Consider the following 14,570-nt stretch of genomic DNA (forward strand, 5'->3'; position numbering starts at 1 on the left):
GCGCACCGCCCGGAAGCGGAGTAGGCGGAATCAGCCCTCGGCGACGCGACCCGGTGCCAGGATGGTGCAGTGGGCTTCCTCATCAGACTGGCGATCACCGCTGTCGCGTTGTGGATAACCACGCTGATCGTGCCCGGGGTCGACGTGCATGGTCGTTCGGGTGGCAACACAGTCCTCACCCTGATCGTGGTGGCGCTGATCTTCGGCGTGATCAACGCGGTGCTCAAGCCGGTGATCCGGGTCGTCGGTTGTGTGTTCTACCTGCTGACCCTGGGCCTGTTCGCGCTGGTGGTCAACGCGTTGCTGTTCCTGCTCACCGACCGGATCGCCAGTGGGCTCGACCTGCCGTTCCAGGTGGACGGATTCTGGCCGGCGTTCTGGGGAGCCATCGTGATGACAGTGGTGACCTGGTTGATCAGCGTCATCGTGCCGGACAACCTGGACCGCCGGTGAACGGCTAGGACCCGGGTCGGTTGTTCCGGCGCACCTCACCTACGGGATACTTCCGGGCGGAGGACAGCGCGGTCCGGCGCACAAATGAAGAACAGCGGCCAGCACGGCCGAGAGTGGTAAGTAAGGAGCGCATCACATGCCCATCGCTTCCCCCGAGGCTTACGCGGAGATGCTGGACCGCGCCAAGGCTGGCCGGTACGCGTACCCCGCGATCAACGTGACCTCCTCCCAGACGCTGAACGCGGCGCTCAAGGGCTTCGCCGACGCGGAGAGCGACGGCATCATCCAGGTTTCCACCGGTGGCGCCGAATACCTCTCCGGCCCCTCGATCAAGGACATGGTCACCGGCGCGGTGGCGTTCGCCGCGTACGCGCACGAGGTCGCCAAGAAGTACTCGGTGAACATCGCCCTGCACACCGACCACTGCCCGAAGGACAAGCTGGACGGGTTCGTGCGTCCGCTGATGGGCATCTCGCAGGAGCGGGTGAAGCGCGGCGAGGAGCCGCTGTACCAGTCGCACATGTGGGACGGCTCGGCCGTGCCGGTCGCGGAGAACCTTGAGATCGCCGCGCAGCTGCTCGACGAGGCCGCCAAGGCCAAGATCGTCCTTGAGATCGAGGTCGGTGTCGTCGGTGGCGAGGAGGACGGCGTCGAGAACGCCATCAACGACAAGCTCTACACCACCACCGATGACGGTCTGGCCATGGTCGAGGCGCTCGGCCTCGGCGAGAAGGGCCGCTACATGGCGGCGCTGACCTTCGGCAACGTGCACGGCGTCTACAAGCCGGGCAACGTCAAGCTGCGTCCGGAGATCCTCAAGCAGATCCAGGACGCCGTCGGCGCCAAGTACGGCAAGGACAAGCCGCTCAGCCTGGTCTTCCACGGCGGCTCGGGCTCCCTGCTGAGCGAGATCCGCGAGGCTCTGGACTACGGCGTGGTGAAGATGAACATCGACACCGACACCCAGTACGCCTTCACCCGCCCCGTCGCGGACCACATGCTCCGCAACTACGACGGCGTGCTGAAGATCGACGGCGAGGTCGGCAACAAGAAGCTGTACGACCCGCGTGCCTGGGGCAAGGCCGCCGAGGCCGGCCTGGCCGCCCGGGTCGTCGAGGCCTGCGAGCACCTGCGCTCGACCGGCACCACGATGACCAAGTAACGACGCCCCACCCGACGGCCGGCTCCCCGCACGGGGAGTCGGCCGTCGTCGTCAGGTCGTCAGCAGGCGTACCGCCTCGCGAACGTCGTCGGTGAGGTGGATCGTCGACGACAGGTCACCGAACGGGGACGCGGCCAGCAGCGGACGCAACAGCGCCTCCACCGGCAGCTCCACGGTCCAGTAGGTGCGGTCCAGGAAGATGTACGCCCCGCTGGCGCCGTCGGTGCCGTAGTAGGTCTTGGTGGCCGCCTGGAACACCTCCTGCACAGTGCCCGCCCGCCCCGGCGCGAAGACGATGCCGCCCCGGGCGAGGCGCAGGATGGTGTCCTCCCGGATCGCGTTCGAGAAGTACTTCGCGATCCGCCCGGCGAACAGGTTCGCCGGCTCGTGTCCGTACAGCCAGGTCGGAATGGCCAGGCCACCCGCACGCGCCCAGCCCAGGTCGTCGCCACGCTGCCGGGGCACCCCCGCGTACCGCTGCCGGACCGTCAGCGCGGTAGCCGTGTAGCGGTGGTGGTCGGTGAAGTCGGGGGCGGTGGCCAGCAGGTCGATCGCCGCCGTCACGTCGGTCGCCGGCCGGTCCGCCAGGTAGGCGCCGAGGTTCGCGGCCTCCATCACACCCGGACCGCCGCCGGTCACCACCAGCCGATCAGCCCGCGCCAGCTCCCAACCCAGCACGGCCGCCATCCGGTACGCCGGACTGCCGCGCCGCACCGCGTGCCCGCCCATGATGCCCACCACCGACTGCGGCCCGTACGCGGTCAGCCAGACCCGGGTGGCGTCGGCCAGCGCGTTGTCCACGCCGTGGTCGTGCAGCCGCTGACCCAACGCCTCCTTGACGTCCGGCAACGCGCCGCCGTGCGCCCGGTAGTGGTCGTACACCCGGGTGTCGTACATCCCGGTGAACCCGCCCTCGGCGAACCCGGCGGCCAGGTCGTCCGGGGTGTAGAGGTGCGTCGGCTGGGTCGGGTACGGCAACCCGGAGAACGGCGGCACCACGTTCGCGCCACGCCGGACCAGGTCGGCGCCCACGTCCCGGGACGCGAACCGGCAACCGACGAAGAGGGTGCCCGCGACGTCGACGCCGGTCAGGTCGGGCACCGGCGCGAGGTCGAGCCGTAGGCCCTGCACGGTCAGCCCGGTCAGCCGACCGGTGGCCAACTGATTGTCGAACTCGGCACGGGTCTGGATCTCACCGGCGTGCAGGTGCGGCTCGATGACGTCCGCGGGAGGTGGGGTCGGCACCGGGCCATCCTGCCCCTCCACCAGGCCCGGTCAAACCTCGGGCCAGGGGTGGAACCGACAGGAGCCCGGTGGTCGTGGCCACCGGGCTCCTGCATAACCGGTTCCTGGGGAGGCTCCGGACCATTAGTTGTAGTGGAAAACACCAGGCAGCGGCATAGGCCGCAGGCGTGACCAACTCCTCAGCCGTTCAGCGGGACACGTCGGCCGACCCGCTCGCGTGTCGCACTGTCCAGCGGGTTGAATGGGGCGATGCAGAACCTTTTGCCAGAGCCACCGGCCACCCGCCTGCCCGTGAACGACGAGGCCGACGCCGCCCTGGCCGCCGCCGCCGAGGCCGGCACCGATGAGGCGTACGCCAATGTGGCGGCCGGCTTCCCGACCTACAGCGCGGCCTGGGCGGAGCTCGCGGCGCGGGCGTTCGCGCAGGGCCAGGTGGTGACGGCGTACGCGTACGCCCGCACCGGATACCACCGGGGCCTCGATCAACTGCGCCGCAGTGGTTGGAAGGGGCACGGCCCGGTGCCGTGGTCACACGAGCCCAATCGGGGCTTCCTCCGCTGCCTCTACGTGCTGTCCCGCGCCGCCGACGAGATCGGCGAGGCCGACGAGGCGGCCCGCTGTGCCCAGTTCCTGCGCGACTGCGACCCGGAAGCGGCGGACGCGCTGGCGAGCAACTGACCCCGCCCCGGCGGCCGGCCCGACATTGGGCCGGCCGTCGGCGGTTACAACCCTTCGGCGACCGCCGCGGCGATCTTCAGCCAGGCGTCCCGGGTGGCCGAGGAGAGCCCGCCGTACCGGATCGGCTCGCCGCTGTCGATGAGCCGCTCGTACGGGGCCAGCAGCACCGCCCGGGTGCGGGCCGCGAAGTGCTCCTGGATGGCCGGCAGGTCGATCTCCTTGCGGGACGGTGGCATCGACACCACAGTCACGGCCTGACGGACCAGCCGTTGCCGGCCGCTCTGCTCCAGGTGGTCGAGCATCCGGGCGGCGGTCTCGGCGGAGTCGTTACGGGCCGACATGGTGACCACCAACTGGTCGGTGGCATCCATCGACGCCTGCCAGTTCTGCGCTCGGACGTTGTTCCCGGTGTCCACGAAGATCAACTTGTAGAACCGGCTGACCACCTCACGGATCTCGGCGAACGCGGCAGCCGTCAACATCTCGCCACCGGTGGCCGACTCGTCCGAGGCCAGGACGTCGAACATCCCCTCGCCCTGCGAGCGGACGTACTGCGACAGGTCGCCGACCCGCCCGTGCGCGCCCTGGAACTGCCCGAGGTCACGCAACATGTCCCGCACGGTGCGGGAGTGGAAGTCCTGTTGGGCCCGCATCCCGAGGGTGCCCTGGGTTTCGTTGTTGTCCCAGGCCAGCACGTAGCCGCCGCGCTTCTGACCGAACGTCATCGCGAGCAGCAGGATGGCCACCGTCTTGCCGGCGCCGCCCTTCGGGTTGACGACTGTCACCTGCCGCAGACCGCCGAAGTTGCGGCGCACCATCTCGATGTCCCGCTTGAGCTCCTGCTCGTGCCGCCCCGGAGAGAGCCGGAGCAGGCCCATCTTGTTGACCACCGCGCGTACACCCATTGTCGCCACCGGGTCGGCGGGTCGTACCTGGCGGCGTCGGGCGAAGTCCTCGGCGGTCGGTGCGGCTGTGGTGTCCGGTGTCCAACTCGCGTCCGGGTACGCGGTCGCGTCCGGGTACGCGGGGGCCGGCACCCGGGTCACCCCGTCGGCCTCCTGGTACGGCTGCCCGGGCGCGCCGCCGGGCGAGCCCTGCTGCCAGGGCGGTGGATACCAACCCGGCGAGGGCGGGAACGGCCCGGGCGGTGGGGTCCCCGGCCCGGCCTGCCCAGGAGCGTGCTGCGGTGCGGCAAGGCCGTGCGGCGGGTTGCTGAACTGCGTCACGTCGGGCGGCGGCGGAATCTGTGCCGGGCCGGCCTGGCCGGGGATGAACGGCTGCCCGGGGTGTGCCTGCGCGGGACCGGCGTGCGGAACGATCGGCGGCGGCGGAATCGGAGGCGTCGCGCCGGCCTCGTCGTGGGCGGGCGCGGCCGTTCCGGCCGCGCGTTGCGGCGGGTACGCCCACGGCGACTCGGCAATCGGCCGCGCCGGCCCGTCAGCGGGCCCGTCCGCACCGGGTCCACCAGCCTGCGGTGCTGGTCCCGCCTGTGGTGCTGATCCGCCGGCCTGTGGTGCTGATCCGCCGGGCTGCGGTGCTGATCCGCCGGCCTGCGGTGCGGACCCGCCGGGCTGTGCTTCCGGACTACCAGGCTGCGGTGCCGGACCGGCCACCGCAGGGCCTGCGGCCGAGGGGTCTGTCGGCGCGGGGCCGGCGGCCGTCGGGCCGTCAGTGGCGTTCGGGCCGTCGGTGGCGTTCGGGCTGGCGGTGGCGTTCGGGCTGGCGGCGGACGCGGTGGGACGGTCGGTGGGTGCCGATGCGGCGGCGCGGGTCGGCTGGTCCAGGGTGAACGGCAGGTTCAGGTCGACGCCGCCCGGGGCGACCGGCGCGGCGGTCGGACCCCGGTCGCCGGGCTGTACCTGCGCCGCTCCGCTGGCCTGGCTGGCCGCGTCGGGCGCGGCACTGCCCGTGTCGCTCGTGGCGGGACGGCCGTCCCTCGGCGCGGAGGTGGTGGTCGGTGTCGCGGCGGAATCCGGGATGCCGGGGACGGCTGGCCCGCCGTTGCTCCCCGAGCCGGTCGACGGAGGCGTCGGCTGGGCACCGGTCGCCGGCGGAACGGGCGGCGGTGACGCAGCGGCCGGGGCGGTCGGTGGCGGCCAACTCGGCTGCGCCGGTGCCCAACCCGACCCGGCGCCGGACGGGCCGCTGACCCCCCACCCCCCGGGCGCCGGAACGACACCGGTGAGCGACGGGTAATCCGACGGCGAGGGAGGCGACTGGGCTGCGGCGCCGGGCTGGCCGGGCACCGGCGGTCGCCCGGTCGGCGGCGCGGCCACCGGTGGCGTGACCGGTGGCGTGACCGACGACGGCCCACCCCGCTGCTCGGCGACCGCAGCCCACGGCGGCACCGCGCCCCGGTCACCCGGATCCGGTGGCCAGAGTGGTTCGACGTCCCGCTCCGGCACCGGCTGCTGGCCGGGCACCTGCGCCCGGTCGGCGTTCTCGTCCATTACGGCCCTCCCCAGTCCTCCTGCGAGGATAGGCCCAATCACCCAACAGGGCCGATCGGTGCAGGCAGGTCGGCCGGTCGGTGCGGTCGAGGTCAGTTCGACCAGACCGCCCAGGCGCCCGGCTCGACCCACCAGGAACGCTTACGGGTCAGCTCGCCCTCGACACCATCGTCGAGGTACGGCACCTTGCCCTCCCTGGGCAGCACCGACACCGCCCGCCCACGGGCCCGCCGAACTTCGAGGCGTACCCGCTTGCGTCCCCACGCCGAGCGGACGACCACCGGCACGGCCACCGCGACCTCGACCTGGCCGTCGGCCGGGTCCGGCGCGGTCAGCAGCGTCACGTCGTTGAGCGTCGCGTACCCGCCGGCGTTGCCGACCGCACAGGCCAGCAACGGTTCCGCACCGTCGGTGAGGATGGTGTCGTCGACCTCCACCCGGGCGCGCCAGTGCAGCGGCCGGCCGGCGTCGTCGGCAGCGCCGAGGAGCGCGCCGTCCAGGGTCACCGAGCCGCCGTCGTTGCGCAGCAGGTCCAGTCGCCGCGGTGAGCCGTCCAGCACCGCGGCGGCCACCGCCGCCGGATCACGGGGCAGCCCGAGTTGCGCGGCCAGGTCCCGGTGGGTGCCACCACGGGCCGGGTCGAGCGGGAGTACGGCCACCGGCGGCAGGTCGGGCAGGGTCCGGTTGCCGGGCAGATCCGCCGGGCGCTTGCTCGGCGCCGGGGCGTACCGCTTGACCAGCCGGCGCAGCACGGCGCGCAACTGCCCGTCGCTGGCCGTGGCGATGACCAGCCGGGTCTTGCTGTCCGGGTCCGGCCAGGTGAGGCCGTCCGGGCGGGGCGGGCCGTCGAGCCGGGCCAACACCGCGTCGATCTCGGCGTCGGAGCGGGCGGTGACCGTCTCCACCCGGGCGCCCCGGACGTTCAGCGCGTCGGCGCAGGCCAGCACCGGCACCCGTGGCCGCTCCGTCGCGCACTGCTCGGTGTCGGTGCTGGCCTGGCCACTGTCGGTCTGGTCGGTGTTCGCCCGGCCGGAGTCGGTCTGGTCGCTGTTGGCGTGGCCGGTGTCGGTCTGGCTCGTCGGGGCGGTGTCGGCCCCGGTCGCGCCGCCGCAGCAGGCCCCGCCGCTGCCACAGCCCCCGGGAGCGTCCCGCTCCGAACCGAGGGTGAGCAGCACCACGTCGTACACGGAAGGAGCCTCCTGCCTCTCGACGCGACCCCTGCCGGCCACGCCGTCACTACTTGTTAACCTGACACCCCGGGCTCGCCGAGCGGTCGCCACCTGGCACCCGAGCCTTCTGGAGGCGGAAAAGATGCCAGCGATCGTGCTCATCGGCGCTCAGTGGGGCGACGAGGGCAAGGGCAAGGTTACCGACCTGCTGGGTGAGCGGGTCGACTACGTCGTGCGCTACTCCGGCGGCAACAACGCCGGGCACACGGTGATCACCCCGGACGGCCAGAAGTACGCGCTGCACCTGATGCCGTCCGGCGCGCTCTCGCCGAACGCGATGATCGTCATCGGCAACGGTGTGGTGGTCGACCCGAAGGTGCTGCTCGCCGAGATCGACGGCCTGGCGGAGCGCGGCGTCGACGTGTCCCGGCTGCGGATCTCCGGTGACGCGCACCTGATCATGCCGCACCACCGGGCGCTGGACCGGGTCATCGAGCGCTACCTCGGCTCGTCCCGGATCGGCACCACCGGCCGCGGCATCGGCCCGGCGTACGGCGACAAGGTCGCCCGGATCGGTATCCGCCTCCAGGACCTGCTCGACCCGGGCATCCTGCGCAAGAAGCTGGAACTCGCGCTGCGCGAGAAGAACCAGATCCTGTTCAAGGTCTACAACCGCAAGGCGATCGACCTCGAGGCGACCGTCGAGGAGTACCTGGCGTACGCGGAGCGGCTCAAGCCGTACATCGCGGAGACCCGGGCGATGCTCTGGGACGCCCTGGACCGGGGCGAGACGGTGCTACTGGAAGGCGCCCAGGCCACCATGCTCGACATGGACCACGGCACCTACCCCTTCGTGACCTCGTCCAACCCGACCGCCGGTGGCGCCTGCGTGGGCGCTGGCATCCCGCCGACCGCGATCAACAAGGTCATCGCGGTGAGCAAGGCGTACACCACCCGGGTGGGTGCCGGGCCGTTCCCGACCGAGCTGTTCGACGCCAACGGTGACCACCTGCGCAAGATCGGCGCGGAGTACGGCACCACCACCGGGCGGGAGCGCCGGTGCGGGTGGTTCGACGCGGTCGTCGCCCGGTACGCCTGCCGCCTCAACGGCGTCACCGACCTGGTCATCACCAAGCTGGACGTGCTCACCGGCCTGCCGAAGGTGCCGATCTGCGTCGGCTACGAGATCAACGGCGTCCGGGTCGACGACATGCCGATGAGCCAGACGGACTTCCACCACGCCAAGCCCGTCTTCGAGGAACTCGACGGCTGGTGGGAGGACATCACCAAGGCCCGCACCATCGACGACCTCCCGGAGAACGCCCGCCGCTACATCGCGAGGGTCGAAGAACTCTGCAACACGAAGGTCAGCGTCGTAGGCGTAGGCCCAGGCCGAGAAGAAAACGTAGTCCTCCACCCCCTCCTCCCCTAACCCCCACCCCTACCCCACCCCACCCCGGTGCTCGCCTCGGTGATCAAGAGGTTTGCGTCAGATCTGGCCGCGAGGTTGACGTAAAGCTCTTGATCACCGGGGCGGACTGTGGGGTTATCCACAGGGGCTCGAGGGTTGTCCACAGGGGCTTCGTTCGAGTGGGGTGGGTGGGCAGGGTGTGGGTGTGGGTGCACATCAACTTTTACGCCACATCGTGGCCGGGCAGGACGGCATGGTCACCCTGGGCCAGGCATTGCGTGCCGGCCTGACCAGGGACCAGATCCGACAGTTACACCGGTCCGGCAGGTGGCAGCGGGTTCTCCGTGGGTGCTTCGTTCCAGAAGCGGAGTTGAGTGATTCGACGCGTCGGCGCGCGCGAATCCGCGCTGCGGTCGTGAGCCTCGGCCCAGGCGCCTTCGCTGTTCTGGACTCCGCGTTGGAGTTGCACGGCATCGCGGGTCTTCGCCGGACAGCACAGGTCCACGTCTCGGTGCCAGTCGATCGACCCCGACCTCAGCGCTCACTGGTGCCGTGGTTGACGGTGCATCAGGTGACCGTCGGCCCCGGCGACATCGTCCAGGTTGCGGGCATCCCGGCGACCTCTCCGCTTCGCACCGTCTCGGACGTCATCCTTCGGGTTGATCGTTATCCAGCGGTTTCGGTCCTCGACTCAGCTCTGAACCAGGGTCGCATCGATCCGGCACATCTGGCGGCCATTCCGAGCCTGATCCGGGGACGTCGGGGCGCGGTCATGGCACGCGCCTGCCTCGCCGAGGCGGACGGGCGGGCGCAGTCGCCGCTGGAGACGCGTAGCCGGCTGCGGTGCGTGGACGGCCGGGTGCCGCCGGACACACTGCAGTTGGAAGTGCGCGACGATGACGGCTATCTGCTCGGCATTGGCGACCTGGGCTGGCGCGGCCCAAGGCTGATTGCCGAAGCGGACGGCCGAGACGCGCATGGCACCCCGGAGGCCGCCTACGCCGACCGCCGTCGCCAGAATCGCCTGGTCAACGCCGGCTGGACCATCCTCCGATTCACCTGGCAGGACACCCTCCACCCCACCTACATCCCCCAAACAGTCCGCCAAGCGATCGCGGTCGCGGTCGCCCAACGAAGGTGATCAAGAGGTTTCCGTCAAGAACGAGTCCACCGCTGACGCAAACCTCTTGATCACCGAGGCCCTACGGGGGCGGGCGAGGTGGAGGGGGACAGTAGGATCTCGGGCGTGCGCGTTCTTTTGGTGGGTGGTGGCGGGCGGGAGCACGCGCTTGCGCTTGGCCTGGTGGCGGATTCGGGTGTCTCCGCGCTGATCGCGGCGCCGGGTAATCCGGGGATCGCCAGCGTGGCTGAGCTGCGAGCGGTCACTCCGACAGATCCGGCCGCGGTGGCGGCGTTGGCCGTGGAGGTGGGGGCTGACCTGGTCGTGGTCGGGCCCGAGGCCCCACTGGTCGCCGGGGTCGCCGATGCGGTACGCGTCAAGGGCATCGCCGTGTTCGGTCCGTCCGGTGCGGCCGCGCAACTGGAGGGCTCCAAGGCGTTCGCCAAGGACGTGATGACCGCCGCCGGCGTGCCGACCGCTCGGGCGTACGTCTGCACGGACGAGGTGAGCACCGCTCGGGCGCTGGACGAGTTCGGCGCACCGTACGTGGTGAAGGACGACGGGCTCGCCGCCGGCAAGGGCGTGGTGGTGACCGACGACCGGGCCGCCGCGTTGGCGCACGCGGACGAGTGTGGACGTGTCGTGGTCGAGGAGTTCCTCGACGGCCCGGAGGTCAGCCTCTTCGTGGTCACCGACGGCGAGGCGGCCCTGCCGCTGGTGCCGGCACAGGACTTCAAGCGTCTCGGCGACGGCGACACCGGGCCGAACACCGGTGGCATGGGGGCGTACGCGCCGTTGGCCTGGACCCCGCCCGGCCTGGTCGAGGATGTCATGCGCGATGTGGTGCACCCGACGCTCGCGGAGATGCGTCGCCGGGGCACCCCGTTCGCCGGCCTGCTCTACGTCGGTCTCGCGATCACCGCCGCCGGCCCGCGGGTGATCGAGTTCAACGCGCGCTTCGGTGACCCGGAGACCCAGGTGGTGCTCGCGCTGCTGGAGACCCCGCTGGGTGGGCTGCTGCACGCGGCGGCCACCGGTTCGTTGGCCGAGCACCCGCCGCTGCGGTGGCGGGACGGGAGCGCCGTGACAGTGGTGCTCGCCTCGGCGGGTTATCCGGCCGCGCCACGCACCGGCGATGTGATCACCGGTGCGGACCGTCCGGGCATCATCCACGCGGGCACCGCCCGCCGGGCCAGCGACGGCGCGTTGCTCTCCGCCGGCGGCCGGGTCCTCTGCGGTACGGCCACCGGCGCCGACCTTACCGCCGCGCGGGACGCCGCGTACGCGCTGGTGGACGGGGTGGAGTTGGCCGGCTCGCAGCATCGCACCGACATCGCCGCCGCCGCGATCGAGGATCGGATCACGATTCCCGGCTGAACACCGACGTCGACCCGGCGGCACGCACCAGTCGCCGTGCCTCGCCACCGTCAGCCGTAGTAGCGGCGTAGTTCTCGGGTGAGCACCTTGCCGGTGGCGTTGCGGGGCAGGTACTTCACGAAGATCACGTCCCGGGGGACGCTGAACCGGGCCAGGAAGTGCCGGACGTATTCGCGGACCGCCTCGGGGTCGAGGGTCTCGCCGGGGTGCAGGGCGAGGAACGCGGAGAGGCGCTGGCCGTACTCGGGGTCGGGCACGCCGATCACGGCGGCCTCGCGGACCTGTGGCAGTTGCGCGAGCAGGTCCTCCACCTCGGACGGGAAGACGTTTTCACCGCCAGAGACGATCATGTCGTCGGCTCGGCCGTCGACGAAGAGCAGCCCGTCGGCGTTGAGCCGGCCGAGGTCGCCGGTGTCGAGCAGGCCGTCGTGGGTTTCCCGGTTGGCACCGGAGGTGTAGCCCTCGAAGAGCATCTCGTTGCCGACGAAGATCCGCCCGACCCGTCCGTCCGGTACGGGCTGGCCGTCGTCGTCGAGCAGCTTCAGCCGGGTGCCGTGCGGCGGACGGCCAGCGGTGGTGGGTGCCTGACGCAGGTCCTGCGGGCCGGCGATGGAGGCCCAGGAGACCTCGGTGGACCCGTAGAGGTTGTAGAGGACGTCTCCGTAGACGTCCATGAACTTCGGGGCCAGCCCGCCGGGCAGGGCGGAGCCGCTGACCGCGACGACGGTGAGCTGGGGGCGCGGGTCCGGCGGGGGCACCTCCAGCAGCCGTTGCATCATCACCGGTACGGCGAAGAGCGCGTCGCACCGGTGCGTGCTCAGGGCGGCGAGAGTGGCGGCCGGGTCGAAGCGGCGGTGCAGCACGATGGTGGCCCGTAGTGCCAGGCAGACCTGGAGGGCGGCGAATCCCCAGGTGTGGAAGATCGGTGCGGCGATCATCACGCGATTCCGGGCGTGCAGGGGGATGCGGTCGATGATGGACACCAGTGGGCCGAAGCCGCTGGGCGTCGGCCGGCGAGCGCCCTTGGGCGTACCGGTGGTGCCGGAGGTGAGCACGATGATCCGACCGTCGCGCTCGGGCGGGTGCAGGTCACCCGGTAGTGCCCCGGCCACCAACTCCTCGCGGGCGCGTTCGTCGAGCCGGGGCAGCTCGGCGGGGAGGCCGAGGACCCGCTCGGCGAACTCGTCGTCGTGCACGAGGAGCCGCAGTCGCTGTTCCTCGGCGACGGTGCCCAGTTGGGCGGCGCTGAGCCCGGTGTTGACCAGTACCGCGTCGACGCCGAGCAGGGTGGCGGCGACGATCGTCTCGATCAGCCCGTGGTGGTTGCGGCAGAGCACGCCGATCCGGTCGCCGGCCTGTACGCCGAGCCCGGCCCGCATCGAGCGGGCCATCCGTTCGGCCCGGTCGAGCAGGTCGTGGTAGGTCAGTTCGACGCCGTTCTCGTCGATGACGGCGGGACGGCCCGGGTCCCGGGCGGCTGCTTGGCGTAGCTCGCCGGCCAGGCTCCACCCCCACGTGCGCAACGCGTTGAGCTGCGAGGCGACTCGGACCGGGCTGCCGGGGGTGAGCAGCCCGCGACGGGTCAACGTGGCAACGATGAACGGCAGGTCCATGCCGCAGACCTCCTCGGGGTGGTGCGCGGGCGGGGCGGTGGCCCGCCCGTCCATCAGGGCTTCTTTCCTTGATCATGCACTGGGCGCGGCTGAAGGCCCAGTTGGCGTCGGCGTGGGGTGACAAAGACGGCACAGATCGTGGAATTCGGCCGCCGTCGGCCCGACCCCGCTCAAGGAAGGGCTGGGCCGACGGCGGTCAGCGAATCTGCATCCCGGAGATCGCCCGGGAGATGACCAGTCGTTGGATTTCCGAGGTGCCCTCGAAGATGGTGTAGATCTTGGCGTCCCGGTACCAGCGCTCGACCGGGTGGTCACGCAGGAAGCCGGCTCCGCCGAGCAGTTGCACTGCCTTCTCGGTGACCGACACGGCCACCTCGCCGGCCTTGAGCTTGGACATCGATCCTTCGCCGGCGGTGAATGGGCGGTTGTTGCGGCCCATCCACGAGGCTCGCCAGACCAGCAGCCGCGCCGCGTCGATTTCCATCCGCATGTCGGCCAGCGCGAACGCGACCGCCTGGTTCTCGATGATCGGGCGTCCGAACTGGACCCGGTCCTTCGCGTAGTCGAGGGCGTACTCGTAGGCGGCCCGGGCCACGCCGAGCGCCTGGGCGCCGACGGTGGGTCGGGACAGCTCGAAGGTGCGCATCGCGGCCTGTCCGGTGGCCCGCTGACCGGAGCGGGCCCGGTCCAGGCGTGCCAGCAGGGCGTCTCGTCCGCCGAGCAGACAGCGGCCGGGTACGCGTACCCCGTCGAGGAAGACGTCGGCGGTGTGTGACGCGCGGAGGCCGAGTTTGCGCAGCTTGCGGGTGGCGGCCAGGCCGGGGGTGCCCGGCGGTACGACGAACGCCGCCTGGCCCCGGGAGCCGAGCGCGGGGTCGACGGAGGCGGTGACCACGTGCACTCCGGCGATTCCGCCGTTGGTGGCGTACGCCTTCTGGCCGGTGAGCACCCACTCGTCGGTGGCCTCGTCGTAGACGGCCCGGGTGCGCATCGCGCCGACGTCGGAACCGGCTTCCGGCTCGCTGGTGCAGAAGGCGGCGACGGATGGCGAGTCGACGTCGCCGAAGCACTGCGGCACCCACTCGACCATCTGATCGGGGGTGCCGGCGCCGTAGATGGCGGCGACGGCGAGCGAGGTGCCGAAGATGCTCATGCCGATGCCGGCGTCACCCCAGAAGAGTTCCTCGCTGGCGATCGGCAGGGAGAGCCCGGTGGGGTCGGCCCAGCAGGTGGCGAGGAACTCGAAGCCGTAGAGGCCGACCTTGGCGGCTTCCTGGATCACCGGCCACGGGGTGTCCTCGCGCTCGTCCCACTCGGCTGCGGCTGGGCGCACGACCTCGGCGGCGAAGCCGTGCACCCAGTCGCGTAGATCCCGCTGTTCCTCGTTCAGGTCGAGCGAGAACTCAGCCATGTCAGGCCTTGGGGATGTCGAACAGGTTGGCGATGTTGGCGGCGAGGCCGAGGTCGCCCTTCGCCTTCAACTTGCCGGTCATGAACATCATCACCGGGTTGGCGCCACCGGAGACGATCTTCAGGAACTCGACAGGGCCCATGGTGAGGCTCAGCTTCGGGTCGTGCTGCGGGGTCTCGTTGACGACGCAGGTGCCGTCGGCGATGACCACCTCGTAGGTGTCGCTGCCGCCGTCGGGGCGACCGGTGATGATCCAGTGGATGACCGCGTTGGTGGAACCGGCCCGGTCCGCGCGGAACAGCGACGGCATCCGGCCGAACACCTCGCCCAGGACCTTGTCGCGCAGGTCGCCGGACATCACCTGGGCGATCTTGTCGTCCGGGGTGGACTTGACCAGCTGGGCGAACTCCTTGGGGCCCACGTTGGCGAAGGTGGCCGGGTCGAAGTCAGTCATCAGGTGCGCCTTCCGGAAGATTGGCTA

Annotated in this window: 12 protein-coding genes and 1 pseudogene; 7 read left to right on the plus strand and 6 right to left on the minus strand. The window is 71.2% G+C overall.

What is annotated here, in order from left to right:
* Positions 1-69: 69 nt before the first annotated feature.
* Entirely contained in the window at positions 70-453 is a 384-nt protein-coding gene (locus tag OHB44_RS01740; protein ID WP_238677616.1) for a phage holin family protein, read from the plus strand.
* A gap of 136 nt (positions 454-589) precedes the next feature.
* The gene (gene fbaA, locus OHB44_RS01745) at positions 590-1,615 is read left to right on the plus strand and encodes a class II fructose-bisphosphate aldolase (RefSeq protein WP_266304042.1); all 1,026 of its coding nucleotides are present in this window, start codon (positions 590-592) and stop codon (positions 1,613-1,615) included.
* A gap of 51 nt (positions 1,616-1,666) precedes the next feature.
* Here fbaA and OHB44_RS01750 read toward each other — a convergent pair whose 3' ends face one another.
* The gene (locus tag OHB44_RS01750; RefSeq protein ID WP_330439448.1) at positions 1,667-2,860 is read right to left on the minus strand and encodes an LOG family protein; all 1,194 of its coding nucleotides are present in this window, start codon (positions 2,858-2,860) and stop codon (positions 1,667-1,669) included.
* Positions 2,861-3,109: 249 nt separating this feature from the next.
* On the opposite strand from OHB44_RS01750, the gene OHB44_RS01755 reads away from it, so the two are divergent.
* Positions 3,110-3,538 carry a DUF3151 domain-containing protein gene (locus tag OHB44_RS01755; protein ID WP_238685276.1) on the plus strand — a complete coding sequence of 143 codons (429 nt, stop codon included), beginning with the start codon at positions 3,110-3,112 and terminating at the stop codon, positions 3,536-3,538.
* 44 nt (positions 3,539-3,582) lie between these two features.
* On the opposite strand, the gene OHB44_RS01760 is transcribed toward OHB44_RS01755, so the two are convergent.
* Together OHB44_RS01760 and OHB44_RS01765 are read right to left on the minus strand one after the other, a co-directional pair.
* A complete protein-coding gene (locus tag OHB44_RS01760; protein ID WP_442932680.1) occupies positions 3,583-5,340 on the minus strand; it encodes a chromosome partitioning protein in 1,758 nt (585 codons plus the stop codon).
* Between the two features lie 740 nt (positions 5,341-6,080).
* A complete protein-coding gene (locus OHB44_RS01765) occupies positions 6,081-7,175 on the minus strand; it encodes a hypothetical protein (protein ID WP_330439450.1) in 1,095 nt (364 codons plus the stop codon).
* A 124-nt stretch (positions 7,176-7,299) separates the two neighbouring features.
* On the opposite strand from OHB44_RS01765, the gene OHB44_RS01770 reads away from it, so the two are divergent.
* The 4 genes and pseudogenes from OHB44_RS01770 to purD all read left to right on the plus strand — a co-directional run bounded on the left by OHB44_RS01770 (position 7,300) and on the right by purD (position 11,065).
* On the plus strand, positions 7,300-8,589 hold the full coding sequence (locus OHB44_RS01770) for an adenylosuccinate synthase (protein ID WP_238678776.1): 1,290 nt from the start codon (positions 7,300-7,302) through the stop codon (positions 8,587-8,589).
* A gap of 184 nt (positions 8,590-8,773) precedes the next feature.
* Positions 8,774-8,914, plus strand: a pseudogene (locus tag OHB44_RS01775) (type IV toxin-antitoxin system AbiEi family antitoxin domain-containing protein); the annotation flags it as partial.
* A gap of 225 nt (positions 8,915-9,139) precedes the next feature.
* Positions 9,140-9,709, plus strand: coding sequence for an endonuclease domain-containing protein (locus OHB44_RS01780; RefSeq protein ID WP_238689268.1), 570 nt, complete (start codon positions 9,140-9,142; stop codon positions 9,707-9,709).
* Between the two features lie 105 nt (positions 9,710-9,814).
* A complete protein-coding gene (gene purD, locus OHB44_RS01785; protein WP_330439451.1) occupies positions 9,815-11,065 on the plus strand; it encodes a phosphoribosylamine--glycine ligase in 1,251 nt (416 codons plus the stop codon).
* A 50-nt stretch (positions 11,066-11,115) separates the two neighbouring features.
* Here purD and OHB44_RS01790 read toward each other — a convergent pair whose 3' ends face one another.
* The 3 genes from OHB44_RS01790 to OHB44_RS01800 form a co-directional block, all read right to left on the minus strand.
* Positions 11,116-12,678, minus strand: coding sequence for an AMP-binding protein (locus tag OHB44_RS01790; RefSeq protein ID WP_330441167.1), 1,563 nt, complete (start codon positions 12,676-12,678; stop codon positions 11,116-11,118).
* A 196-nt stretch (positions 12,679-12,874) separates the two neighbouring features.
* The gene (locus OHB44_RS01795) at positions 12,875-14,089 is read right to left on the minus strand and encodes an acyl-CoA dehydrogenase family protein (RefSeq protein ID WP_238685281.1); all 1,215 of its coding nucleotides are present in this window, start codon (positions 14,087-14,089) and stop codon (positions 12,875-12,877) included.
* Between the two features lies 1 nt (position 14,090).
* On the minus strand, positions 14,091-14,543 hold the full coding sequence (locus tag OHB44_RS01800) for an SCP2 sterol-binding domain-containing protein (RefSeq protein ID WP_196920508.1): 453 nt from the start codon (positions 14,541-14,543) through the stop codon (positions 14,091-14,093).
* Between the last annotated feature and the right edge of the window lie 27 nt (positions 14,544-14,570).

Source organism: Micromonospora sp. NBC_00821 (assembly GCF_036347035.1).
In the GTDB taxonomy this organism is placed as follows: Bacteria; Actinomycetota; Actinomycetes; order Mycobacteriales; family Micromonosporaceae; genus Micromonospora; species Micromonospora hortensis.

What these genes read in the sequence shown, in the direction of transcription:
- OHB44_RS01795 (WP_238685281.1), bottom strand. Translation starts at nt 14,089, where the DNA reads ATGGCTGAGTTCTCGCTCGACCTGAACGAGGAACAGCGGGATCTACGC.
- OHB44_RS01800 (WP_196920508.1), bottom strand. Translation starts at nt 14,543, where the DNA reads ATGACTGACTTCGACCCGGCCACCTTCGCCAACGTGGGCCCCAAGGAG.
- OHB44_RS01770 (WP_238678776.1), top strand. Translation starts at nt 7,300, where the DNA reads ATGCCAGCGATCGTGCTCATCGGCGCTCAGTGGGGCGACGAGGGCAAG.
- fbaA (WP_266304042.1), top strand. Translation starts at nt 590, where the DNA reads ATGCCCATCGCTTCCCCCGAGGCTTACGCGGAGATGCTGGACCGCGCC.
- OHB44_RS01755 (WP_238685276.1), top strand. Translation starts at nt 3,110, where the DNA reads ATGCAGAACCTTTTGCCAGAGCCACCGGCCACCCGCCTGCCCGTGAAC.
- OHB44_RS01790 (WP_330441167.1), bottom strand. Translation starts at nt 12,678, where the DNA reads ATGGACCTGCCGTTCATCGTTGCCACGTTGACCCGTCGCGGGCTGCTC.